Here is a 24492-nt window from a genome sequence, read left to right on the forward strand (position 1 = left end):
AAATTTAAGCTCTGAAATATCGAGCGACAGCATTCGAAGAGGCGAAGTATAACTTCTAATAGAATTGATAAAAACTAAGGTAGAACTCCTGCATGTTGTTGCCTAAACGCCTTCGTGGCCTTTTTTCGAATGACCTTTCCATCGATCTTGGCACCGCCAACACATTAATTTATGTTCGTGAGCGGGGAATCGTTTTAGATGAACCCTCGGTCGTTGCGATTCGCCATCACAATGGTCAAAAAATTGTGGAAGCTGTCGGTATTGAGGCAAAACGCATGCTGGGTCGTACGCCAGGCAATATTACGGCGATTCGCCCTTTAAAAGATGGTGTTATTGCCGATTTCCAAGTTACTGAGAAAATGCTTCAGCATTTTATTCGCAAGGTTCATGAGAATAGCTGGTTTCAACCAAGCCCTAGAGTGCTTGTTTGTGTGCCTTGTTTATCGACAGAAGTTGAAAAACGGGCGATTCGAGAGTCTGCGCTAGGCGCTGGTGCTCGCGAAGTACGATTAATTGAAGAGCCTATGGCGGCCGCGATTGGCGCAGGATTAAAAGTCGAGGAAGCCAATGGTTCGATGGTAGTGGATATCGGTGGTGGAACTACCGAAATCGCGATTATCTCTCTCAATGGTGTGGTTTATTCCGATTCTATTCGTATTGGTGGTGATCGCTTCGACGAAGCCATCGTCAATTATGTGCGCCGAAACTACGGTAGTGTCATTGGTGATGCCACGGCTGAGCGCATTAAACAAGAAATTGGCTGTGCGTATGCTGGCAGCGAAGTGAGAGAAATTGATGTTCGGGGCCGTAACCTAGCGGAAGGTGTGCCCCGTAGCTTCACCTTAAATAGCGATGAGATTCTAGAAGCCCTACAAGAAGCCTTGACGGGTATTGTTCAAGCAGTAAAAAGTGCCTTAGAGCGCACTCCCCCTGAATTGGCTTCAGATATAGCCGAATCAGGTATTGTGCTCACCGGAGGTGGCGCCTTGTTGCGTGATATTGACCGCTTACTTACCGAAGAGACAGGTTTACCCGTTTTAGTGGCAGAAGATCCATTAACCTGTGTCGCGCGAGGCGGTGGCCGGGCGGTAGAACTCATGGATAAGCGTAGTATGGATTTTCTTTCATCTTAAGTGGCAGTACTTTTTGTGGTTATTGCCACTGGCAGTGCTAGCTACACAATGACTGCATTATGCAGTCATGATTGTGTGAGTAAGAGGATGTCCCATTAAGCCGCTGTTCGCCAAAAACTCTTCTCTTGCATCTCGAGCAGTCGTTCTTGGACTGATCGCGTTGCTCCTCGTGTTGATAAACTCTTATACCTCTTGGTTAGATCCCATTCGAGCCAAGCTCAATATTGTGAGCACTCCCTTTTATTGGCTGACGGACCTTCCTTCTCGCATCGGTGAGTGGGGTGAAGATGGCTTGGGGAGCCGGCAAAATCTGTTGGAAGAAAACAAAGCCTTGAAGGATGAGCTACTGATTCACAAGGCTAAAAACCAGAAAATGGCCTCCGTTTTGGCTGACAATGTGCGGCTTCAGCGTTTAATGAATTCGAGTGAAACCATTCGCGAGCGGGTGGTTGTTGCGGATATCGTTGGCTTATCTCCCGACCCGCTTGCCCACAAGATCGTTATCAATAAAGGCAGCCAACATGATGTTTATGTTGGCCAGCCACTTCTCGATGCCGACGGGTTAATGGGGCAGGTTGTAGCAGTCTACCCCTATACCAGTGATGTTTTATTGATCACCGATTCGAGCCATGCAATACCGGTTCAGGTCAATCGGAATGGTGTTAGAGCTGTAGCTGAAGGTGTTGGAGATTTGTATACACTTACTCTGCGGCATGTATCCAATACTGTTGATATCCGTGAAGGTGATTTATTGGTCAGTTCTGGGTTGGGGCAGCGTTTTCCTGTTGGGTATCCTGTGGCGACGGTGGAATCTGTGATTCATGATCCGGGTCAGCCTTTCGCTACCGTGATTGCTCGACCCGCTGCGCAACTCAATCGGAGTCGACCTGCATTACTAGTATTTAGTCGTGAAGAACCTTCTAGTGTTCTGCCCGATAGCGCTCTACCAGATAGTGCTCTACCAGATAGTGCTCTACCCGAAACGGACTAAAGAAAATCTTGGCCCTGGGATACTGCGAGTTGGGTTTGGTCTATTGTTAAAAGCCATTCAAGTCAGCGATATACGATCGAATAGGAACGTCAGTGGATCTACAGCAAACACATAATCTAAGTATTGTTGGCTTTTCCTTTTTAGTGGCTTTTTTGCTCTGCGTTTTACCTTTGCCTGATGGTTGGGGGTGGTTTCGGCCGCAATTCGTTGCTTTATTAGTGATTTATTGGGTGATGGCACTGCCGCAGCAGGTGGGCGTGGGTACTGCGTTTACTGTTGGTATCGGGCAGGATTTACTGGAGCACGCCGTCTTGGGGCAGCACGCTTTGGCGCTTGTTGCAGTAGCCTATGTCTGTTTGTTGTCTTATCAACGAATCCGTAGTTATGCTTTGTGGCAGCAGTCGATGTGGGTATTTATTCTCGTGGGGATTCACCAATTGTTTTGGAATTGGGCCCATAGCATGGTTGGCGTAACCTCGTCCTCGCTGATCTTCCTCGTGCCCGCTTTGGTCAGCGCTTTGATCTGGCCCTTCGTTCTTATCCTTATGGAATGGTTAAGGGTGCGTATCGTCACTGCACGCCGTTAAGTTTTTCTGCTACATTCTTCCTTTCATCTGATAAGCCTAGGCTCGGAATTGATTTGGCAGCTGGAAATAGAGCCGAGGATCAATTCAGACCCACCAACTCCATAAGAATAATGTGTCTCTTTATCTAGCCTCTCAATCACCTCGCCGCCGAGAAATCTTGGATCAAATTGGCGTCAAATATGACTTGCTGTCGGTCAGTGTCGATGAATCATTACTATCGGGAGAAAACCCGGTTCAAACCGTGACGCGATTGGCGGAGCTGAAGGCGAAAGCTGGTTTGGAACAGTTGAAAGCGGAGTCGCTACCGCAAGTTCTAAAGAGCTCGATTCCACCGAATGTTACTGTTTTGGGTGCGGATACGATTGTTGTGATTAACGATGAAATTCTGGGCAAGCCAATCAACCAAAGCCATGCTGCGGAAATGTTAAATAAATTATCGGGTACTACTCATCAAGTGATGTCGGCCGTTTCTTTGCAAAGCCAAGAGTGTGTCGAGACCGCAGTATCTATCACCGAAGTCAGTTTTAAAGAGATTCATGAGCAAGAAATTGCTGATTATTGGCGTTCCGGCGAACCATTAGATAAAGCAGGAGGCTATGGAATCCAAGGCTTGGGCGCGATCTTTGTTACCAAAATCCATGGTAGTTATAGCGGAGTTGTTGGGCTTCCTATAGAAACTTTAGTGCCACTGCTAAACAAATTTAAAATTCCGACTTGGCAGAAAGCACACCAACAAAACTTGTCGAGTTAAACGCTGTTGAGAAACACTTTATGAGTGATGAAATTTTAATGAATGTCTCGCCTTCAGAGACAAGAGTGGCGCTGGTCGAAAATGGTTTGGTGCAGGAAGTGTACATTGAGCGGATTAGAAACAAGGGCTTGGTGAGCAACATTTATAAGGGCAAAGTGGTGCGAGTGCTGCCGGGTATGCAAGCGGCTTTTGTTGATATTGGTCTCGAACGAGCGGGTTTTATTCATGCCTCGGATTTCGCTACCGAACCTTGCAGTAACGGCACTAACAATACACATACAAAACAGAGCCATACCAAGGACGGTGATTCCAAAGAAACCACAACGACGAAAGATATTCGCGAGTTGGTTCGTGAGGGGCAATCTCTTTTAGTGCAAGTGATTAAAGAGCCTATTAGTACTAAAGGTGCCCGACTAACGACTCAAATTTCTGTTTCGGCACGAAACTTAGTGTTTATGCCCTTCGCAAATCATGTGGGCATTTCAGCAAAAATTGAAGACGAGCCTGAACGTCTGCGATTAAGGACCCTGATTGAAGAAGCCATCGAGAAATTGGCCAAGCCGAATGTGGGTGGGTTTATTGTTCGCACCTTGGCTGAAGGTTGCTGCGAAGAGGAAATCGTATCCGACATTCCTTTCTTGTTTAAGTTATGGCAAACAATTGATGCAGCGATAAAAAAAGAAAAAGCGCCTGCATGTGTGTATGAAGATTTGCCGTTGTACATGCGAACGCTAAGAGATTTAGTCAAACCCCGTATCGAGAAAGTAAGAGTTGATAGCGCAGAAGCTTATCAGCGCATGTGTTCCTTCGCCGATAAATATTCCCCGGAGATTTCACCAAAATTAGAACACTACACGGGTGATAGACCCTTGTTCGATTTGAATGGTGTCGAAGACGAACTCGATAAAGCACTACAAACCCAAGTCACCTTGAAATCAGGTGGCTATCTCATTATTGAACAAACCGAGGCGATGGTGACTATCGATGTTAATACGGGTGCTTTCGTTGGCCATCGCAATCTTGAAGAAACAATTTTTAAAACTAATTTAGAAGCTGCCAGCGTTATTTCACGACAGCTGCGTTTACGCAACTTGGGCGGCATCATCATTCTCGATTTTATCGATATGATGGATCCTGAACACCAGAGACAGGTACTTAGGACCTTGGAAAAGGCAATGGAGGGTGATCGTGCTCGCACATCTATTACCGGCGTCTCGGAATTGGGTTTGATTGAGATGACACGAAAGCGGACTCGTGAGTCGCTAGGTCAAATAATGTGTGAAGCCTGCCCTGTTTGTGCTGGCCGCGGCGAATTGAAAACCCCGCAAACGGTTTGCTATGAAGTTTTCAGGGAGATTCTTCGCGAAGCGCGTGTCTATGACAATGAGAAATTTCTGGTTCTAGCCTCTCAAGCCGTGGTGGATTGCCTCTTAGACGAGGAATCCACTAGCGTCGCTGATTTAGAAGCGTTCGTCGGGCGGGCCATTGAGTTCCGGGTTGAGACCATATACAACCAAGAACAGTACGACATTATTCTTGTTTAAAATGGGCGACTTATAAGCAGCGATTTTTACGCTATCGATAAAAACACAGCTTTATCGATGAGTTAGTAACACTTCTTGTTTTGCTTAGGGCGCCAACAACGAACCGGTATTGAATGCTTAAAATTACGCGAATCATCGTCAAGCGATTTTGGGGGCTTTTTGCTTTCCTATTGATCAGTTTGGCTGTTGTCGTGGTTGTCGGTCGTGAGCTCACTCCAAAAATTTCTCAATATAAACAAGAGCTTAGCCAGGTTGTGGGCGAAGCTATGGGGGTGCAGGTAGATGTCGAAAACCTCACTGGCACATGGAAGGGTTTAAGCCCAGAGTTGCAGCTAAAAGGCATCACCTTAACTAACCAAGATGGCGCCCAGATCTTATATGCCGGTGATGCGATAGCGCGAATCAGTTTGTTGCGAAGCCTGTTCAATTGGCGTGTGGTGTTACGAAATCTGGAGTTGGTTCAAGTTGATATGAATCTGCACCAGGATGAGCAGGGCGTCTGGTCATTAGTCGGTTTATCAACAACACCTTCCACGAGTGAAATTGATGATCCTTTGGATTTTTTCTTACTCAGTAGCCATATCGAATTTCGCGATATTCAATTTAAATTTGAGTTTCGGACTGGCCATCAAAGCCAAGTTAACCTTCCATATTTAAAACTAGAGAATTCGGGATCTTTTCATCGTCTAAGTTCAGAAGTAACGATTGATCGAACGCAAGACGTGATGTCCTTCGTTGTTGAAGGAAGAGGTGATCCCCGAGATCGAAATAATTTTTCCGCGAAGGGACACCTTCGATTACATCAATTTGAATTAGATAAAGCGGTTGCTGCTTTACCGGGAGAGTTGTGGGCAGGATTACCCGATGAAGAATGGCGTCGTGGGCATCAGCTAGATCTTGAAGCTTGGTTTGATGTAAACCCAGGAATGGAAATCATTACTCACGGGCAATTTGAAGTTGGTGAACTCCCGGTGAATTTCTCTGAAACCATTCCCTTCCCGGAAACCACTCAAACTCGATTTGCAGCCCGCTTTGAAGAAAATGGCGGGTGGTCTGTTTCGTTTCGAGATCTTTCTTTTAGTTGGGGCGATAAGAAAGCGCCCTTAATGGATATCGGATTGTATTCTGATGGATTGGGGAAACCGGTTACCGTGCAAGTTCAGGAGGTCGATCTTCAACGATGGTCTGGTTTACTTAGTGATGTTGGTTTTTTGAATGAGCAATTGCGAGATGTTGTAAAAAGTTTGAACCCTCGCGGTTCATTGAAAAACCTCCAGTTGAATATAGAAGGGACGGCATTGGATGCTGTGAGCGTTGTTGCCAATATGGATAATCTCGCGGTTGACGCATGGAATGGTTCGCCGGCGTTTACCGGTGTCAGTGGTTACATTAATTCGAGCCCTTTCAGCGGTTTTGCAGAAATCGATATTCAAGATGGTTTGAGTGCTTGGTTTTATCCTGTTTATGACAAACCGATGGCATTTGATTCGGCGCTAAGCCAAATTCGCTGGGTGATTGATTTTGACGAAGGCACGGTTAATGTGCGCAGTGGTCTTTCGACAGTGGTTGGTGAAGAAGGCGAGATCAACGGTTATTTTTCGCTTTTTATTCCTTTCGATTTTGGCAGTCAGCAAGAAGAACTTGTCGTTCAAGCAGGTATTAGGGCTTCTGACGCGAGATATGCTGATAAATTTATTCCAGTGATTTTGCCAACACCATTACTGGATTGGTTAGATTCTAGTTTGGGTCAGGGCAAAGTGAATTCTGCGGGATTTGTTTATCGTGGCGGACTCACCAAGCGCTCTGCACCGAATGCAGTGACCCAATTATTCATCGATGCAGAACAAGCGGATTTAAATTATCACCCAGACTGGCCGAAAGCTGAAAATGCGAAAGGGCAACTGTGGTTGGACGATACAAATGTATTTGTAAATATAGAAAGCGCAGATTTTTCTAACAGCAAAATTAACGCCGCGTCATTGTACGTCGTGAAAAATCCTTATGGCGAAGGTGAACTGCTGAAAATTATCGGCGACGCGGATGGAGCCGTTGACGATGGTTTAAAAGTTTTACTTGAAAGTCCCGTTCGTGAAGTGATTGGTGATCGATTTGATAGTTGGCGTTCTGCTGGTGATTTACATACAGCGGTAAACCTCGATATCCCACTCATCTTTAGTGAGCCAGGTGCTCGCCATCGTGTCGACTTGTCACTTTCTAACGCGATGCTCGAGATGACCGATGTCAATTTACTAGTGAATGACATTGATGGTCAGGTACGTTACGACAACGTTGAGGGAATTACGTCTCAAAATCTTACCGCAAGTTTGTGGCAAGAAAAAATTGACCTTGAAATTAAACCGAGACTTGAGCCGATCGATTCAGGAGTATCTAAAAGTAATAATTTGGATGTTGTTACTGCAATTGAAATAGCAGTGCGAGGCAAGGCGAAGTTGAGTGCGGTGCAGGAATGGACTCGGCTTGCCGAGTTATCATTCCTGTCTGGCGAGACCGATTTTTTCGCTAATTTAACCCTTCCTTTTAATGCGCAGAATGAGCGCAGTAACGACGACGGGTTAAGCGTTGGTTTTACACCAATAATAACAATAGAGACTGAGCTTGCAGGTGTGATGGTGGATTTGCCACAACCTTTAGGCAAGTCTGCGGACGTAAAGCAGAACCTAAAAATAACGGCGCCGGTTGGTCTCGAAGAGGTTGTTTACGATATTCAATATGGAACGTCACTTAACGGTTTATTTGAAATTCAAGAAAGTAAGCTGCAACGTGGTGCGGTGTCCTTAGGCGGGAAGGCAGTTTTACCGAAAGATTCTGTTCTCGATATTAATGGTCAGCTGGCGCAAATAGAATGGGAAAGCTGGCAAAAAATTTATCAGCGATATCGTAATGTTGGAAGTCAGTCATCGGTACTAGAACGGGATTCGTCTCAGATTGAAAAGGAAGGGTTAAACAATATTGCACAGGTGTCTACGGTAAATTCTGCGTTGACGTCAATTAGTACACGCTTCGATTTGGCAATTGATACGATTAGCTTTAATGATTTTGACGTGCACGAAGCGAAATTGGCTGGGGAAAGACAAAGTCGCTCTTGGCGGTTCAAGGTGGACGCCAAAGAAATAAAAGGCGATTTACAGATTTTCGATGATACAGAAAGATCTTGGGTTTTGGGCTTGGATTACCTGCGATTGCCAGAAAGAAAAATCGAAGCCGCTGAAACAGTAAAGTATGAGAATCCCTTGCTCGCGTTGTTACAAGATGAACCAAAACAAAAGGATTTTCTCTCGGAAATTGATCCGCAAAGCTTACCGAAAATGAATGTGACGGTAAAAGAATTTTCGATTGCGGATCAGAATTACGGCAGCTGGTCTTTTCAAATGCATCCGATAAATGGCGGTGTTGTTGTTGATCATATAATTGGTGAGGTGCGAGGTGGGACTATCCTTGGCAATAAATCAGCGGCAGGTGCGACGCTGGTTTGGAACAAAAAAGAGGGTGAAAGTACGAGCCAATTTGCAGGTCGATTTATTAGCAATGATCTGGGTGATGTTATCGAGCAATGGGGGCAGCCAAAATTGCTTGAGAGTGAAGCAGCACAATTTAATGCAGATATTTCTTGGCGCGGAACGCCTACTTCAGTTGCGGTAAATCTGCTGGAAGGAGAAATTGATTTACATATCAGTGAAGGAAATTTTTATCGAGGGACGGGAGAGCAAGGCACCAGCAGCGCGCTACTACAATTGTTTAGTTTTTTAAATTTTGATACTTGGGTCCGTCGGCTCCGATTAGATTTTTCTGATCTAGCTGGAGATGGGATGAGCTTCGATTCCATTGACGGCAAGATAAATTTTAATAATGGTGAAATCCAATTACCGACTCCAATGGTTGTTGAAGCGACGGCTAGCCGTTTTCAAATGGCCGGGACCGTTGATTTGGAAACACTTGAAATGGATACAGTGGTAGTCGCGACGCTACCGGTGGGAAATAATTTAACGATGCTGGCGATGTTGGCGGGAAATTTACCTGCGGCTGCTGGTGTTTGGGTGATTAGTAAAGTGTTTGCTAAGCAGATGAATCGAGTCGCCAGTGTTCGCTTCAAAGTCACAGGCAAGCTCAATGATCCAGTGGCGAAGTTCGAACGTTTGTTTGAAGATGATGCCTCAAAAACATTAAAGCAAGCAAAAGAAAAATCTTTTCAAGACGCCAGTCGCTAGAGCTGCGCAAACCAAGACCTTTACTCAATCGCTTCACGAATAAATCGAAACAAGGCTCTGCGTTGAGTTTGTTTATTGGTTTTATTATTCTGGTCGGCGTCCTGCTTTTTTTTCTCTAATAATGCCCCGCGAACTAGCTGGCGAAATGTCTGCCCCTCTATGTTGGGATACTCTTCAAAAAATGCAGTTACATCGCCTTGATTGCCCCCCAACAATTTATCGCGCCATTGTTCCGCCAGATGATGAGCGCGCGTTTGGCTTCTTTGCTCCGCATCTAAACCTTCAAACTTAATACGAATTTCCTCGGCATCAACGTTACGCATTAACTTCCCGATGTATTGCATTTGTCGACGTTTCCCTTCATTGCTGGTAAACCGCTGATAGTCTTCGATAGCTAGTAGTAAGTCGGGATCCAATTCAAAGGAATACAAATGAGGTTTTGATAGCTCGGTAAGTTGTTTGCCAAGTGCTTGCAGCGCTTGCATCTCGCGCTTGATTTGGCTTCTGCTGATGAATTCATCTTCGTCAGTTTCAGGAATTTCTTTGTTCTTGTGTTTTTTACTTTTAGACATAATAAAAATTTAAGGTAAATGCTTAGGTTTTCTGTTGAAACTTTGAATAGGGTCAAAGAGTTATTCAATCTAGAGTGTCGTTAGGCGTAAAAATGTGCTGCCAGACCGAGGAAGGATAAAAAGCCCACCACGTCAGTTATTGTGGTGAGCAATACGCTGCCTGCAAGGGCTGGATCGACATCTAGACGTTTTAATAATAACGGTAAAAGAGTGCCGGAAACGGTCGCTGTGGTTAAGCTGATGGTCATAGCAAGGGCAATAATAAGTGCAATTGTAAAGTCGTTGAAATAAATGGATACCAAGGCGCCCATGACTAGTGCCCAAAGTAACCCGTTCATTACGCCCACAATAAACTCTCTAGAAAGTAGCCATTTAATGTTGTTGCGCCCAATATGCCCTAGAGTCATACCGCGAATAATGACTGTCAGCGTTTGATTACCAGCAACACCACTCATGCTGGCGACAATGGGCATTAGCACGGCAAGTGCGACAACTTTCTCAATTACGTCATCGAAAATTTGAATTACGGCAGACGCTGTAATAGCTGTCAGTAGGTTTATGCCAAGCCAAATCGCACGCCTCGGTGCGCTTTTCAAAATCGGTGCGAACGTCGCTCCTTCGGAATCCAAGCCCGCCATACTCATCAACGAATGCTCAGCATTTTCACGAATAACATCGACGACATCATCGATGGTAATGCGGCCAAGCACTTTTTTGTTTTCATCAATAACGGGACAAGAAACCCAATCGTGGTGTTCGAATAAACGCGCAACTTCAGAAGCGGGTAAGTCGGCTGCTACCGGTTCAATATCAGTTCGCATAATTTCACGAACCGTTGTGTTTGGGTCCGCAGTTAAAATTCGGCGAATGGGTAAAATGCCACGATATTTATCATTTCGATTAACGACGATAATGTTATCGGTGGAAGCGGGCAGTTCGTCATGGCGGCGTAGATAACGCAACACAACATCCAGCGTGAGGTTCGGGCGAACGGTAATAACGTCGGTGCTCATTAGGCCGCCCGCCGTATCTCCCGCATAAGATAAAAGTGATTCGACCCGCTCCCTGTTTTGATCACTCATCGCCGCTAAGACTTGCTGAATTACCTGATCTGGTAATTGTTGAAGAATGTCGGTTACGTCATCGTCATCGAGAGTTTCAGTTACTTGAGCAACATGTTCTGAATCCATTTCTTTTAGAAAATGGATTTGGTTTTCTTCTGATAGTTCTTGAAGGACTTCACCTTCCAAGTCATTATCGACAAGTCGCCATAAAACAATTCGCGATTTAGGTGGGGACGACTCTAATAAATGAGCTATTTCAACCGGCCGTAAACTATTTAACATTCGACCAATGGGTTTGAGTGTGCCACTTTCGAGAGCCTCTAGGATATGCCCCAGTTGTGCTTGGGTTTGGGAGTGAAGCTGTTCGGCGGTTTGTGACATAAGAATTACTTATTGAGCGGCCATAGAATAATTCGCGTAGTTTAGCGTATCGTTGAATTTGATTCGAGGAATCGTTATTTTTTCATACTTTTTTACTCGCCTTCGTCAAATAAATTAGTAATTAACGATTCTATTGCTTCGAGAGCGAGCTCTTCATCTTCGCCGTCGCAAGAAAACTCTAAAACGGTTCCTTTTCCTGCAGCGAGTAACATAAGCGACATCACACTTTTGCAATCGACTTGAGATTTTTCTTTACTTACTTGAATCACACAAGCAAATCGCGCCGCGGTTTTTGCTAGCTTTGCCGCAGCGCGCGCATGCAATCCAAGTTTGTTGGCGATTGTTAGGTGTTTTTGAAGCATAGTGAAAACTTTGTTGGTTTCTTTTCAGTTGAACTTTATTAATGTTTTTTGAAATTTATGCAGAACAATTATTTGCTCGTTCTAGAATTGGACACTTTTAATTCTCGATGTCGCACTTGAACGTTTTCGTACAAATTTGAAAAATGCTTGTACAAAGAATCGCATAAAAATACTGATCGATGCTGACCACCTGTGCAGCCAACGCCAATGGTGATATAGCTACGATTACTCGCTTCAAAACGAGGTAACCAACGTGTTAAATACTGTGTCATATCGTCTAACATTTCTTTGACTTCGTCTTCGGCGGACAAAAAATCAATCACTGGCTGCTGTAAGCCATTAAATGCGCGTAAATGTGGTTTCCAATAAGGGTTGGGTAGGCAGCGAACGTCATAAACCATCTCGGCGTCAACGGGCACTCCATATTTAAAGCCGAAAGATTCAAATAAAACCGACATTCTTTGGCTTTCTTTTCCGGCGACTCTAATTTTTACTAAATCCCGCAATTCATGCAGATTTAAATTGCTGGTATCAATGACGAGATCGGCGATGTCAGCGATTGGTTCGAGCAGAGAACGTTCTATCTCGATGGCGTCTTGTAAATCTGTTGCTCTATCGCTAAGCGGGTGTTTACGCCGTGTCTCGCTGAATCGTTGGATCAAAACCGCATTGCGTGCATCTAAAAAAACAACTTCGCACTTTAGCCCCGGTATTTTTGCGTTGCGGATTATCTCTGGAAAGTCTTTTAGGTCTTGCCAAGTATTTCGGGCGTCAATACTAATGGCAAATTTTTCTTTACCTGCGGCTGAAGAGACGGTTTCGATGTGCTGCACGAGTTGCGGCAATAAACTAGCGGGTAAATTATCGACACAAGAAAATCCTGCGTCTTCAAGAACATGTAGGGCGGTACTTTTACCGGAACCGGAATGGCCACTTATTACGACGAGTCTCATTGTATTTTTCACGGCTGTATTTGAGTTGCGTGGTTGGGGCGTTTGTTCGAAACGTAGAAGCGATGAAACGAGCTGAGTCCCAAATTGGCCTAAGTATAGCTTGTTAAATAATCCGAAGTGTAGAGATTAGTGGGTATAGTCGCTTGTAACAGGAAAAAAACATAAAGCCCGAAGGTAGAGTCGGGTTTTTTGTTCGTTTTTGCTTAGGGGGCTTACTTTTGGTGGTTGAGCGCTTTGGTTGATTTATAGTCCGCTATCTATTTGTCGAATAGGCTTACTGCTGTGTCATAGAGTTCTTGTTCGGTATTGGCCTTGCGTACGTGTTCAATATTTTCGTTGATTTTAAAAACTTCAGCCAAAGATGCGAGTGTTTGGAGGTGTTGTTCGTGGGCCTCGTCGGGAACGACTAGCGCGAAAACTATATCGACAGGCGCATCGTCAATAGACCCAAAATCTACCGGTTTGTCGAGTTTTATTAGTGCTGCAATGGTGTTGGGGCAGTTGGAGATACGGCAATGAGGTATAGCGATCCCCTGGCCAATGCCTGTTGAACCTAAGCGCTCTCTTGATATCAACTGCTGGAAAAGTTCATCTGGATTGAGAGCGGGGTAATCCTGAGCAATGACTTTAGCGACATGTTCTAAGACACGTTTTTTGCTCGCTTCGGATAAGCCACATAGAGTACGTGACGGCGAAAGAAGAGATTTGATATCCATGGGTGCAGGCATAAGTGTAGGGCATTTAAATTGAGAGCGACTATAAGTCGCTCAAAAGTGGTTAGTGATTCAGGGGATTGTAGTGTAAAAATATTAACGATGACTGTTTAATTTTTCTTTATGTTTAATAAGTTGCCGATCCAGTTTGTCTGATAACAAATCAATTGCTGCGTAAAGGTCTTCTGAATTAGCGTTAGCAAAAAATTCCTTGCCGCTTGCGTGAATGGTTGCTTCTGCCTTTTGTTCTAGCTTGTCAACGGACAAGATAACGTTGACGTTGGTGATTCGGTCGTGGTGTCGTTCAAGTTTTTGCAACTTGGTGTCTACATAGTTCTTTATAGCGGGAGTGAGATCTAGGTGATGACCGCTGGTGTTAATTTGCATAGAGTGGCTCCTAGGTGATGATAGGCTGCTATCAGCCGTTGAAAAATACTTTGATAAAAAACAAGGGCAATTTGATCACTTTTTGGATCGCTTTTAGAACACATTTGGCACAGGCTATCAGAAAATTTTTCATTCTGCTTTGATAAAGATCAGACAAGCCTTTTTCGTTCATTAGATGCGGGGATTGAGAGTGATTCACGGTATTTTGCAATGGTGCGGCGCGCAACTTGGATTCCTTGTTCAGATAATAGCTCGGCAATTTTGCTGTCACTGAGAGGTTTTTTAGGGTTCTCCGCCGCAACCAGTTTTTTAATGATAGCGCGGATTGCCGTACTTGAACATTCACCGCCTGTGTCGGTGCTCACATGGCTTGAGAAAAAATATTTTAATTCGAAAATCCCCTGAGGGGTATGCATATACTTTTGCGTAGTCACCCGAGAAATCGTCGATTCATGCATGCCCACCGTTTCTGCGACATCGTGTAGTACCAGGGGTTTCATCGCTTCTGCACCATAATCTAAAAATCCGCGCTGCTTCTCAACGATACAGGTTGCTACTTTTAATAAGGTTTCGTTTCGACTCTGTAGGCTTTTCAAAAACCAGCGTGCTTCTTGCAGGTTGTCTCGTAAAAAGGTGTTGTCACTACTGGAGTCTGCGCGTTTGATAAGCGATGAATATTCCGGACTGATTCGAATTTTTGGTGCAATTTCGGGGTTTAGACGTACTGTCCATCGGTCATCTTCTTTGCTGACATAAACATCGGGCACAATGTATTCAGTTTCGCCCGCATTGATTAGGTCGCCTGGTCTTGGGTTTAAACTTTGTATCAGAAGGATTGCATCACGTAGTTCATGCTCTTTAAGCTTGGACTTTCTCATGATCTGTTTGTAATCACGAGTCCCCAATAATTCTAAGTATTCTTGTACCACCAGTTTTGCAGCTGAGAGGTGTTCTGTGTCTGGTGATAGTTGTTTTAATTGTATTAAGAGGCATTCGCTTAGATTCTGACCACCGACTCCCGGAGGATCAAATTGTTGGATGCGGTGCAAAACGGCGACGACTTCGTCTTCTTCAAGCTCTTCAAGGGTGTCATGTAGCCCCAAATAGATGTCGGCAACGGTCGTAGATAATAGGCCGCTGGGCTCTATTGCATCGATTAGTGCTAGAGCAATAAAATTATCCCGCTCTGACATGGGAGTGAGGTTGAGCTGCCAGGTGAGGTGATCAATAAGCGATTCTGTGACTGTACGGCGAGAGTCGAAATCAAAATCATCATTATCCGGCATCGACGAGGAGGGGGTGGAGCTCGAAGGCTGGTAAATATCGTCCCAACTGGTGTCAACCGGCAAGTCATTCGGGAGATTCTCTTCCCAGCTTGCATCGTTTAGATCGGTACTCGAAGTATCTTGCTGTTGATTGTTGTCCGATGAGAAGTCATCGCTATTCGTGGTATTTTGATCGTTATTATTACGGTCTTTTTCGTTGCGAGATTCGTTTTGCTCGCTACCCTCATTTTCTTCGATTTCCAGCATTGGATTGGAGTCGAGGGCATCTTGAATTTCTTGCTGTAGATCTAAAGTCGATAACTGTAACAGCCGAATGGCCTGTTGCAGTTGGGGGGTCATCGTGAGCTGATGGCCGAGTTTTAGTTGCAGCGATTGTTTCATAAGATTAGCAGGCGACTTTTCGATTCTGCCAGGTGGAGGCGTGCTTTCCTTGCTTGAGATGTACTAGGTTTGGTTCTTCGGTTTGACATCCAACAACTCTACTTCTGGGTGATACGTGTACTTTAGTTATCTAAAGAGTTTAATTAAGGGTTTTGCTTGAGAGGCTAGGAATGGACGAGGGCCTTACATATTCCAATTTGAAATCCTGACAAACTTGGAATATTTCACCTTCGATTAAGATAGCCAAACAAAGCGGTGTTATTTGCACTGAATCTTTAGTGTAGACAGGCTACCTGGAAGGGGCAATTTTGACAAGCAATGTTTATGCCCAGCTCTGAACATGCATTGAGCTGTATTAAGTCTATGATAAATAAGAAAAAACTATAAAGGTATGAGCAGCAACTGTGTTGATTCAAGCTAAAAAAGTAGGCCGCAAGCTCTATAAACGAAAGTTTTCGCCCAGGTAGACCTTCTGAACCGTACTGTTATTGAGCACAGCTTCGGCATTACCCGCTTCAATTATTTGCCCTTCGCTCACAATGTAAGCGCGTTCACAGATATCAAGGGTTTCTCTAACATTGTGATCAGTTATCAATACGCCGATACCTCGGTTCTTGAGGTGAGCAATAATATTTTTGATATCGGAAACTGAAATTGGATCGACGCCTGCAAAAGGCTCATCAAGCAAAATAAAGTCGGGATCAGCAGCGAGGGCTCGAGCGATTTCAACACGACGGCGTTCGCCTCCCGAAAGAGCCATGCCAAGATTTCTTTTCAAATGCGTGATGTTGAATTCTCTTAGCAGCTCATCTTTTTTGTGAATTCTTTGTTTTCGGTTTAACCCTTTACGTGTTTCTAATACCGCGAGAATATTGTTTGCGACACTCAGTTTTCTAAATACCGAAGCTTCCTGTGGTAAATAGCCTATACCTGCTTTGGCGCGATCATGCATGGCATATTGAGTGATATCTTTATCATCGATAAAAACCTTGCCGCGAAGCGGTTTTATAAGCCCAGCTATCATGTAAAAGCAGGTGGTTTTACCGGCTCCGTTCGGGCCCAGCAGGCCGACCACTTCGCCACTTTTTACGCTGAGCGAAACGTCGACGACAACTTCACGACCTTTATATCGTTTGGCTAGATTAGACGCGGTGAGTTGAGGCATCGGAATATCTTATTGACTGTCAGCGGAGTCAGATTCTGGCTCCGCTGGTGTTGGAATTTTGGGTTCAGCTGTTGTCCACACTGCTTCGCAATTATTGGAGCCTGAGGATGTTTGCGCGGTAATGTTAATCTCATAACGATCGCATTTTGATTCCGACCCGTCTTGTTTGAAATTAGCATCGCCGATGATAAATACTTTTTCAATGCCATCGACGATTTCATATTCAATGACGTCGCCAGTGCCGATGATCAGGGGCTGGTTTTCTCCGGGTTTTTGTTGAAAGGTTGCCGGCGAACCTAAGGCAACTATTTTTTCAATTTCATTTTTAGCGTTGCGCTTAACGGTTGCCTTATCGGCGGTAATTTTCAATGTGCCTTGTTCGAAAACGACATCGTCTTTAAAAATCACCACGCCAGTTTTGTTGTCGTATTCAAAACCGCCAGAGGACGTTAATCGAGCTCCCTGTTGCGTCGAGGTGTTTTGGCTATAGTTGAACCCGCTGGTGAGTAAAAACAAAACGAAAATTGCGCTTTGAATTGACCTTAACGCTACAGTTTTATTGGCTAATATCATGAAAAGTCTCTGCGTTTTTAAGGACACGGTATTGTTCAAGATTGAAATCGGCAATTAACCCCTCGCCAGTGGCGGTATAGCCAGGGTAGGACATCATAACAAGTTTATCGCTGGTCGCCATGTGCCGATCCAAATAGACAAGCAGTTCGCTGGTTTTCAACTCTTCCAATTTCTCGTTGTCGGTGGTCTGCCAAACGCGAACGTCATCATGAAGAGAAATTTGTTTTAAGTTGGCGCCAGAGGCATAACCCGTTTTTGCCTCCATAAAACGCGGTGGTTTATCAGTTTGTCGGAGCGTGAATAGTGGTGAATCGATCTGAGTGTAGTCTTGCTCGGATACTCGTTCCGGATCGGGTTGAAATTGAGTAAGCTTGTTAGCGGTGAAATTGTAATCGATATCACCGTTGTCATCGTATTGAGAAATTTTCACTTCCGTAGAATAGCTAATAGGAGCGCTAGCGACACCAGAGGGGGCATCAACATCGGGAAGGATGATGTCCGGTGGATTCGCCAAAAAAATCGTTCCGGCGAGGGCGAAAATAATAATAACTAGCGGGAGCCATTTACGCGGCACAGTTTCACCTTAGATATTTTTTACGGTCTTAGATATGTTAACTATAAATATTTTTGTAATGCCGCTTCGTAGTTACCCTGTGCTTGCATGATCATGTCGCACGCTTCTCGCACCGCACCTTCGCCACCATTTTTTTTGCTCTGCCAATGAGCGCGTGCGGCAACGGCTCTATGTGCATTGGCGACTGTTAAAGCCAGGCCGACGTCAGACATGGGGCCGAGGTCTGGGTAATCATCACCCATAAATGCAATCTCTTCGTTTTGGATGTTTTCTTCTTTACGTATCGTGTTTAAGGAGTCTCGTTTATCTTTGCTTGCTTGTACAAGTATCTTAATTCCTAAATCGCCCGCGCGTTTTTTAACGAGAAGGCTTTCTCTGCCCGTCACAATACCAACTTTAACGCCGCTATCTTGAAGCATTTTAATCCCGTGACCGTCGAGAGTGTTAAACGCTTTAAATTCGTCACCTTCGCTGCTGAAATACAATTTACCGTCGGTAAGAACTCCGTCGACATCAAGCAATAAGAGCTTTATTTTCTGAATGCGTTCCGCTAAGTCTTGATTGTTTTCTTGATTCGACATGTTTTTTGGTTTCCTCGAGAGCGCAAGACGCCCATGAAAATAAATAAAACAAAGGTGCATTTAGAGTGCACCTTTTTTAATTTGTTGTATCTTCGCGTTAAATTACACCAGCTCGCAGAATATCGTGGAGATGGATTATGCCAACAGTATGGCCGTTCTCTTCGACAACTAAAGCGGTAATCTTTTTCTCTTCCATCAAACCCAATGCCTCGGCGGCGAGCATTTCTTTGTGAATGGTTTTCGGCTTCGCATTCATGACATCGCAAATTATTGCCGTATTAATATCAATTCCTTTGTCTACATTGCGGCGCAAATCGCCGTCCGTGAAGATGCCAACGAGATTGTCCCTGTCATCGACAACGGTGGTTAACCCTAGACCTTTTTCAGTCATCACCACCAAGGCTTCTGGTAGAAGGGCTTGTTCATGGACTTGAGGTGTTTCACTGCCAGCGTGCATTAAATCTTCAACTTTGATTAACAGTTTGCGACCGAGTGCTCCACCTGGATGCGAAAAGGCAAAATCTTCAGCGGTGAAGCCGCGCGCTTCTAGTAGTGCGATTGCTAGCGCATCACCCATTACTAGGGCCGCAGTAGTGCTGGACGTGGGGGCAAGATCGAGAGGGCAGGCTTCGGTATCGATACTGACATCAAGTTCGAAATCGGCGGTTTTCGCTAATGCTGACTCAGGTTTCCCGGTCATGCTGATGAGCGGAACGCCCATACGTTTGAGTAAGGGCAGTAAGGTAACTATTTCCGCGGAACTGCCTGAATAAGAGATCGCAATGACTACATCGCTTTTTGTGATCATGCCGAGATCGCCATGACTGGCTTCTCCCGGGTGCACAAAAAATGCTGGGGTGCCGGTGCTGGCCAGGGTGGCCGCTATCTTACTGCCGATATGGTGAGATTTGCCCATTCCAGTAACGATAACGCGACCGGTGCAATTCAAAATGCATTGGCATGCGGCGAAAAACTCATCATTTATTTTTCCGCGCAACGCTTGGATTGCTTTGAGTTCTATGTCTACCGTGCGTTGTCCAACTTCAATAAAGCGTTCTTTATTCATTACATCTCTTTTTGTTCGGCATTTGAAGGATATTACTCGTTGCGAGATCCTTATGGGAGTATCTGTGAGTAGGCCGTGAGGGTGGATTATAGCCATATAAAACAAGCCGTGTGAAAAACATTGCTGAGGCACCCAGTTCGCGTAGGGCGCCCTCAGGGCGGTAAGGAGGAATTCATCTTTCGTTCATGTTGGCTATGGAAAATGGTAGCCAAAGGCGTGTAATTATTTACCAAACCTCTTTTATATGTCGGCTACCTTGCTGATTTTAAAGACTATTTTTTTGAAATGATAAATTGTACGTTTCGAAGAAGATAAGCGAGTGTTATAGTCGCGCGATACTATTTGCCGCCAATTGGCTAAGAGCTGTAATTCTTGTGACTGTTAAGTTCTAAGGCGACCCCGGCAAAACTATGATCAGGATTGGGGCTCTAAGACGGAATGATTGCTGGTCTGAATTGCTGGTTAGGACTACAGGTCTGAATTATTAAGGATTGATAAAGAGAGATAGCGGATTGCAAAAAAAGTTTGTACAAACTGGAAGTCAAGGCGATTCGTTAAACAAATTATTAAAATCAAAAAGTCGGATTGAAAAAAAGGAGATACAAAATGATTAATTTTTCTGTGTTGTTGCCAAGAAAGAGTACAGGGCTTGCAACAATTCAAGTGTTGTTAATCGTTTCGCTGGGTCTTTTTCAGGCAACGAGTTATGCCGCTGAAGAAATGTCGGCTCATCAAGTCGCTGAACAAGTAAAAAATGATTTGGTCATGGTCATTCGCAGTAAAGATGCATTAGAAAAAGAAGGTGGTGAAGAAAAGTATATCTCTTCAGTAAGAGGCGTTCTTGAGCCCGTCGTTGATTTTAATTACATCTCTCGCGGCGTTATGGGTAAACAACATTTTGGCGCTGCCTCTGCTGAACAAAAGAAACGCTTCGCGACTAAATTTAAACAAGGTTTGGTGTCGACTTATGCAAAAGGTCTCGCAAGTTTTGCAGATTATGAAATTACTGTAGCGCCACCGGGGGAAGGTTTTGACCCTGAAGCAAGACGAGCCAATGTTGTTTTGGTTGCGAAAGGCGGAGATAGTGTTAATCGTTTAGCGTTCTCAATGGGTAAAAATGCTGCTGGTGAGTGGAAGGTTATCAATATGCATCTTAATGGTGTTGATTTTGGGCGCGTGTTAAACACGCAGTTTGGTATGTCGATGAAAAAGAATGAAAACAATATCGATAAAGTTATCGACGAATGGGCAGTCTAATTTCGCGTCCTTTGATTTTTCAATTGCATTGTTCTTGTTTTAATTAATTCATAAAGCCGGAGTGCCAAGCTCCGGCTTTATGCGTACTATCGTTGTAATTTATATTTAGCCGATATTTGTATGAGGTGTTCTGTGTAGCGGCGATGATGTACACTACCGCGCCCAAATCGACAGACAAGTTAACGAGGTCCACAGTGGAACCCGCAGATATTCAAGCGCTATTAGAAAATCACATCGACGAATGCAAAGCCGACGTGCAGGTTGATGGCAGTCACGTGAATGTTGTGGTCATTAGCGCTCAGTTTGAAGGTCTTAACACACTTAAAAAGCAGCAACTCGTGTATGGTGCATTGAATGCCGCAATCGCGGATGGTCGAATACACGCAGTGCATATGAAGACCTACACGCCCGCCGAATGGCAAGCTCAACAAAGCTCGTAATTCTTTAGCAGAACGTAATCAACACTACAGTTAGCGATGCGGCCAGCAGCTTAGGCGCATTTGTCTCGGAGTTTTAATGGATAAACTTATAATTACGGGTGGTTCGCGTCTCGATGGTGAGATTCGCATTTCCGGCGCGAAAAACTCAGGACTGCCGATTCTTGCAGCCACCTTGCTCGCTGATGGGCCGATGCATGTTAGTAACCTTCCTCATCTCAACGACATTACCACGATGCTGGCTTTGCTTAGGTGTATGGGTGTCAGTGTCACGATTCATGAAAAAATGAGAGTAGAAATCGACCCTACTACGATTACCGATTTTTCTGCTCCCTATGACTTAGTTAAAACGATGCGTGCTTCCATCTTGGTGCTGGGGCCGTTGCTGTCACGCTTTGGCGCGGCCAATGTGTCCTTCCCCGGTGGCTGTGCCATCGGTAGCCGCCCCGTCGATATCCATTTACGCGGACTCGAAGCCATGGGTGCAACCATATTGGTCGAAGGTGGTTATATCCGCGCTAGTGTGAAAGGTCGATTGAAAGGCGCTCACATATTTATGGATACGGTCACTGTTGGCGGTACTGAGAATTTGATGATGGCCGCTGTTCTTGCAGAAGGTAAAACGGTACTCGAAAATGCTGCTCGAGAACCCGAGGTGGTTGATTTGGCCGAATGTTTGGTAGAAATGGGCGCGCAGATCGAAGGAATTGGAACGGCGACTATTACCATCCAAGGCGTTGACAGATTGCGTGGCTGTGATTTTGCTGTCATGCCTGATCGTATTGAAACTGGAACTTATCTGACAGCAGCGGCGACTTCCGGTGGGCGAATCAAAGTTAAAGATACGCGCGCAGATATTCTCGAATCGGTCCTCTTGAAGCTTGAGGAATGCGGCGCAGAAATTGACACCGGCCCTGATTGGATCTCGCTTAATATGCGCGGCAATCGTCCGAAAGCGGTGAACATAAGAACGGCACCTTATCCTGCATTTCCAACTGATATGCAGGCGCAATTCACCGCGATGAATGCCATTGCAGAAGGTACCGGAACGGTGATTGAAACGGTTTTCGAAAATCGTCTCATTCAAATTAACGAATTAAACCGAATGGGTGCTGATATCAGCGTTGAAGGAAATACCGCAGTCGTGAAAGGCGTTGACAAGTTACACGGCGCCCCCGTAATGGCAACCGACCTTCGCGCATCTGCTAGCTTGGTTATTGCTGGTTTGGTAGCGGAGGGTGAAACCATAGTCGATCGAATTTATCATATCGATCGTGGCTACGAATGTATTGAAGAAAAACTCCAATTGTTAGGCGCGAATATTCGACGCGTACCCGATTAAAAAACTATGAATAAACTTGTTATTGCGCTCACTAAAGGGCGAATTCTCGCAGAAACCTTGCCGATTTTGGAAAAGGCAGGGATAGTGCCCAGTGAAGACATTTCACGCAGTCGCAAATTGATTTTTGAAACCAACCAAAAACATATCAATCTGGTTATTTTGCGTGGTAGCGACGTGCCCACCTACGTAGAGTTCGGTGCTGCAGATGTCGGTGTCGCTGGCAAAGATACTTTAATGGAACACGGTGGAAATGGAATTTATGAACCCCTTGATCTAGGTATTGCTCGTTGTCGTTTAATGACCGCGGGATTGAAAATGCCCTCCGGTACTGGCGTTCGAGAAAATTCTCGGCGCATAAAAGTGGCGACAAAATTTGTCAAAACTGCCAAACAATATTATGCCGCTCAAGGTCGGCAGGCCGACATCATAAAACTTTATGGTGCGATGGAATTGGCACCGCTAATGAATTTGGCGGACGAAATTGTCGACATCGTAGATACGGGGAATACCTTGAAGGCGAATGGTCTGGAACCTCGAGAGCATATCGCTGATATTAGTACTCGCATCATTGTTAACAAAGCATCTATGAAAATGAAACATACGCCGATTCAAAAACTTTTGGATCAGCTCGCTGCTGTACTGTAGTTTGTTTTTATTTTTCGTTTTCATTTCTAAAAGTCCCTGAACTCCTATGAACACTTCTTCAATCATTAAGTTTTTAGATACCACTGATTCTGCTTTTGAAGAATCACTAACGCGTTTGTTATCTTTCCCTGCTGCTGAGGAAGGTAATGTCGAACAGGTGGTAAAAGAAATTATTCATGATGTTCGTCAACGCGGTGATGCGGCGGTTATTGAATATACCAATCGTTTTGATCGGCTCAGTGTTTCAAGCCTAAGCGAATTATTGTTTAACAAAGATCGACTCAATGCAGCGTTGGAAGCCATTTCCACTGAGCAAAGAGATGCCTTAACTCTTGCCGCTCAGCGTGTAAAAGATTACCACCAGCATCAACTCGCTGAATCATGGCAATACACTGAAGCAGATGGCACGATCTTGGGCCAAAAAATTACCGCGATGGATCGAGTGGGCTTGTATGTTCCAGGCGGCAAAGCCAGTTACCCTTCTTCGGTGTTAATGAACGCGATACCTGCATTAGTTGCCGGCGTTGATGAAGTTGTCATGGTAGTGCCCACCCCCGACGGCATCGTTAATGACATGGTATTGGCAGCGGCAGCAATTGCCGGTGTTGAAACTATTTTTGCCGTTGGCGGCGCGCAAGCAATTGCGGCGATGGCTTACGGAACCGAAACCATTCCGAAAGTAGATAAAATTGTTGGCCCCGGAAATGTTTATGTCGCCAACGCTAAACGACAAGTCTTTGGTCAAGTGGCGATTGATATGATTGCGGGGCCCTCGGAAATATTAATTGTTTGCGACGGTAAAACTGATCCGGATTGGATCGCAATGGATCTGTGTTCGCAGGCGGAACATGATGAAAATGCACAATCAATATTGATTTCTGAAAGTGCAGAATTTTTATCGGCGGTTACGCAAAGTTTAGAAAAAATACTACCCAATTTGCAGCGCTCAACAATGACTATGCAAAGTTTGAAAAACCGTGGCGCGCTGATAAAAGTATCTTCAGTGTCTGAAGCGATGGAGCTGGTCAACCGTATTGCTCCGGAACATCTGGAGTTGTCGGTCGAAAATCCGGAAGAATTGTTACCTCAAATTAGACACGCTGGTGCAATTTTTCTTGGTCGTTACACCGCTGAAGCACTTGGTGATTATTGCGCTGGTCCCAATCACGTATTACCCACCTCGGGCACTGCAAGGTTCTCTTCACCCTTAGGTGTTTATGATTTTCAAAAACGCTCCTCAATTATTCAGTGTTCACCCGAAGCTGCATCGCGTTTAGGAGAAGTAGCTTCCGTTCTAGCACGCAGCGAATCACTCGAAGCCCATGCCCGTTCAGCCGAGTATCGAATAAAAAAATAAAAAAGTTTTGTCAAAACAGTAGATAAAATCTCGTAATTTCTTTAAAGAAGTGAAGTCTCCTACGTTTGTTGGGGGGGGCAATTTTTCGTTTGACTTTGATTTTTTCTCAGAAGTTAAGTAGTTCTGAATAGGCAGGAGATTTTTACGCTAGCAAGAAGGCGCCG

23 protein-coding genes are annotated in these 24492 nt (G+C 44.8%); 11 read left to right on the forward strand and 12 right to left on the reverse strand.

The window, feature by feature from the left end; translation table 11 throughout:
• Positions 1–98 precede the first annotated feature (98 nt).
• The 6 genes from ACYUCY_RS15630 (at position 99) to ACYUCY_RS15655 (ending at position 9232) form a co-directional block, all read left to right on the forward strand.
• Positions 99–1133: a rod shape-determining protein gene (locus ACYUCY_RS15630; protein WP_460227634.1), complete on the forward strand. Its 1035-nt coding sequence runs from the start codon at positions 99–101 to the stop codon at positions 1131–1133.
• Positions 1134–1236: 103 nt separating this feature from the next.
• The gene (mreC, locus tag ACYUCY_RS15635; protein ID WP_460227635.1) at positions 1237–2124 is read left to right on the forward strand and encodes a rod shape-determining protein MreC; all 888 of its coding nucleotides are present in this window, start codon (positions 1237–1239) and stop codon (positions 2122–2124) included.
• Between the two features lie 92 nt (positions 2125–2216).
• Entirely contained in the window at positions 2217–2711 is a 495-nt protein-coding gene (gene mreD / locus ACYUCY_RS15640; protein ID WP_460227458.1) for a rod shape-determining protein MreD, read from the forward strand.
• A gap of 112 nt (positions 2712–2823) precedes the next feature.
• A complete protein-coding gene (locus ACYUCY_RS15645) occupies positions 2824–3462 on the forward strand; it encodes a Maf family protein (RefSeq protein WP_460227459.1) in 639 nt (212 codons plus the stop codon).
• 20 nt (positions 3463–3482) lie between these two features.
• Positions 3483–5006, forward strand: coding sequence for a ribonuclease G (rng, locus tag ACYUCY_RS15650; RefSeq protein ID WP_460227460.1), 1524 nt, complete (start codon positions 3483–3485; stop codon positions 5004–5006).
• A gap of 113 nt (positions 5007–5119) precedes the next feature.
• The gene (locus tag ACYUCY_RS15655) at positions 5120–9232 is read left to right on the forward strand and encodes a YhdP family protein (protein ID WP_460227461.1); all 4113 of its coding nucleotides are present in this window, start codon (positions 5120–5122) and stop codon (positions 9230–9232) included.
• Positions 9233–9252: 20 nt separating this feature from the next.
• Here the strand turns inward: ACYUCY_RS15655 and yjgA are convergent, their stop codons facing one another.
• The 12 genes from yjgA to ACYUCY_RS15715 form a co-directional block, all read right to left on the reverse strand.
• Complete coding sequence (yjgA, locus tag ACYUCY_RS15660) at positions 9253–9804, reverse strand: ribosome biogenesis factor YjgA (protein WP_460227462.1); 552 nt, start codon at positions 9802–9804, stop codon at positions 9253–9255.
• A gap of 80 nt (positions 9805–9884) precedes the next feature.
• Positions 9885–11249: a magnesium transporter gene (mgtE, locus tag ACYUCY_RS15665; protein ID WP_460227463.1), complete on the reverse strand. Its 1365-nt coding sequence runs from the start codon at positions 11247–11249 to the stop codon at positions 9885–9887.
• Positions 11250–11341: 92 nt separating this feature from the next.
• Positions 11342–11611, reverse strand: a complete 270-nt coding sequence (locus tag ACYUCY_RS15670) for an HPr family phosphocarrier protein (RefSeq protein ID WP_460227464.1) — start codon at positions 11609–11611, stop codon at positions 11342–11344.
• 68 nt (positions 11612–11679) lie between these two features.
• Entirely contained in the window at positions 11680–12564 is an 885-nt protein-coding gene (gene rapZ / locus ACYUCY_RS15675; RefSeq protein ID WP_460227465.1) for an RNase adapter RapZ, read from the reverse strand.
• 257 nt (positions 12565–12821) lie between these two features.
• Positions 12822–13280, reverse strand: a complete 459-nt coding sequence (locus tag ACYUCY_RS15680; RefSeq protein WP_460227466.1) for a PTS sugar transporter subunit IIA — start codon at positions 13278–13280, stop codon at positions 12822–12824.
• 93 nt (positions 13281–13373) lie between these two features.
• Positions 13374–13664 carry a ribosome hibernation-promoting factor, HPF/YfiA family gene (gene hpf, locus ACYUCY_RS15685; protein WP_460227467.1) on the reverse strand — a complete coding sequence of 97 codons (291 nt, stop codon included), beginning with the start codon at positions 13662–13664 and terminating at the stop codon, positions 13374–13376.
• A gap of 149 nt (positions 13665–13813) precedes the next feature.
• The gene (locus ACYUCY_RS15690; RefSeq protein ID WP_460227468.1) at positions 13814–15331 is read right to left on the reverse strand and encodes an RNA polymerase factor sigma-54; all 1518 of its coding nucleotides are present in this window, start codon (positions 15329–15331) and stop codon (positions 13814–13816) included.
• 439 nt (positions 15332–15770) lie between these two features.
• Positions 15771–16496, reverse strand: coding sequence for an LPS export ABC transporter ATP-binding protein (lptB, locus tag ACYUCY_RS15695; protein WP_460227469.1), 726 nt, complete (start codon positions 16494–16496; stop codon positions 15771–15773).
• Positions 16497–16505: 9 nt separating this feature from the next.
• Positions 16506–17069 (reverse strand): lipopolysaccharide transport periplasmic protein LptA, encoded by a 564-nt coding sequence (gene lptA, locus ACYUCY_RS15700; protein WP_460227470.1) that lies wholly within the window; start codon positions 17067–17069, stop codon positions 16506–16508.
• On the reverse strand, positions 17053–17643 hold the full coding sequence (gene lptC / locus ACYUCY_RS15705) for an LPS export ABC transporter periplasmic protein LptC (protein ID WP_460227471.1): 591 nt from the start codon (positions 17641–17643) through the stop codon (positions 17053–17055). The genes lptA and lptC overlap by 17 nt, the downstream gene beginning before the upstream one ends.
• Positions 17644–17684: 41 nt before the next feature.
• Positions 17685–18224, reverse strand: a complete 540-nt coding sequence (locus tag ACYUCY_RS15710; RefSeq protein WP_460227472.1) for a KdsC family phosphatase — start codon at positions 18222–18224, stop codon at positions 17685–17687.
• Positions 18225–18321: 97 nt separating this feature from the next.
• Positions 18322–19290, reverse strand: a complete 969-nt coding sequence (locus ACYUCY_RS15715; RefSeq protein WP_460227473.1) for a KpsF/GutQ family sugar-phosphate isomerase — start codon at positions 19288–19290, stop codon at positions 18322–18324.
• Positions 19291–19896: 606 nt separating this feature from the next.
• Here ACYUCY_RS15715 and ACYUCY_RS15720 point away from each other — a divergent pair.
• From ACYUCY_RS15720 to hisD, 5 genes are all read left to right on the forward strand, one after another.
• A complete protein-coding gene (locus ACYUCY_RS15720; protein WP_460227474.1) occupies positions 19897–20547 on the forward strand; it encodes an MlaC/ttg2D family ABC transporter substrate-binding protein in 651 nt (216 codons plus the stop codon).
• A 194-nt stretch (positions 20548–20741) separates the two neighbouring features.
• The gene (locus ACYUCY_RS15725) at positions 20742–20987 is read left to right on the forward strand and encodes a BolA family protein (protein WP_460227475.1); all 246 of its coding nucleotides are present in this window, start codon (positions 20742–20744) and stop codon (positions 20985–20987) included.
• A gap of 76 nt (positions 20988–21063) precedes the next feature.
• Positions 21064–22326, forward strand: coding sequence for a UDP-N-acetylglucosamine 1-carboxyvinyltransferase (gene murA, locus ACYUCY_RS15730; protein ID WP_460227476.1), 1263 nt, complete (start codon positions 21064–21066; stop codon positions 22324–22326).
• A 6-nt stretch (positions 22327–22332) separates the two neighbouring features.
• Entirely contained in the window at positions 22333–22971 is a 639-nt protein-coding gene (gene hisG, locus ACYUCY_RS15735; RefSeq protein ID WP_460227477.1) for an ATP phosphoribosyltransferase, read from the forward strand.
• Positions 22972–23017: 46 nt separating this feature from the next.
• Entirely contained in the window at positions 23018–24328 is a 1311-nt protein-coding gene (hisD, locus tag ACYUCY_RS15740) for a histidinol dehydrogenase (RefSeq protein WP_460227478.1), read from the forward strand.
• Positions 24329–24492 lie beyond the last annotated feature (164 nt).

It is taken from the genome of Aurantivibrio infirmus, from assembly GCF_054767315.1.